This window comes from Aminobacter sp. P4_D5, assembly GCF_056401815.1.
The window spans coordinates 1-577 of the sequence record NZ_JBFUIP010001119.1 but is presented as its reverse complement, the minus strand read 5'-3'; the positions used below and the strand labels follow the sequence as shown (position 1 = coordinate 577).

The following is a 577-nucleotide window of genomic DNA, read 5'->3' as shown; positions in this document are numbered from 1 at the left end:
GGCGAAGGTCGCCTGCGGCCAGCCGAGCAGGGCGGCGAGCATCTGGCCCGTGGCGCTCATGTCGTCGTCGATGGCCTGCTTGCCGAGGATCACCAGCTCGGGCGATTCCTTGGCGACGAGGGCCGCGAGCAGCTTGGCGACCGCGATCGGCTCCAGCACGCCGTCATGCTCGACGAGGATGCCGCGGTCGGCGCCCATGGCGAGCGCGGTGCGGATCTGCTCGGAGGCCGCGGCGGGGCCGGCGGAGACGGCGATGATCTCGGTGGCGATGCCCTTCTCCTTGAGGCGCACCGCTTCCTCGACGGCGATCTCGTCGAAGGGGTTCATCGACATCTTGACGTTCGCGGTCTCGACGCCGGTTCCATCCGCCTTGACGCGGACCTTGACGTTGTAATCGACCACCCGCTTGACCGGGACGAGGAGCTTCATTGCCCGTTGCGCCTTCTTTGCTGCACTGCCGTGAAAACTGGCCGGAACCTACCTATCGGTCGGGTGGAGGGCTAGCCATGGGGCCCTTTGCGCGGCCGATTCATGCCGCGGGCCGCAGAGGCCCTGGGGGGCCGGCCTCTATTCGGGC

The 577-nt window shown here is 68.5% G+C and carries 1 protein-coding gene; it reads right to left on the bottom strand.

Going from position 1 to position 577, the window contains the following annotated elements:
* Positions 1-429, bottom strand: a 429-nt coding sequence (locus tag AC1DWF_RS37005; RefSeq protein ID WP_476843400.1) for an electron transfer flavoprotein subunit beta/FixA family protein, incomplete at its 3' end; no start/stop codon positions are given.
* Between the last annotated feature and the right edge of the window lie 148 nt (positions 430-577).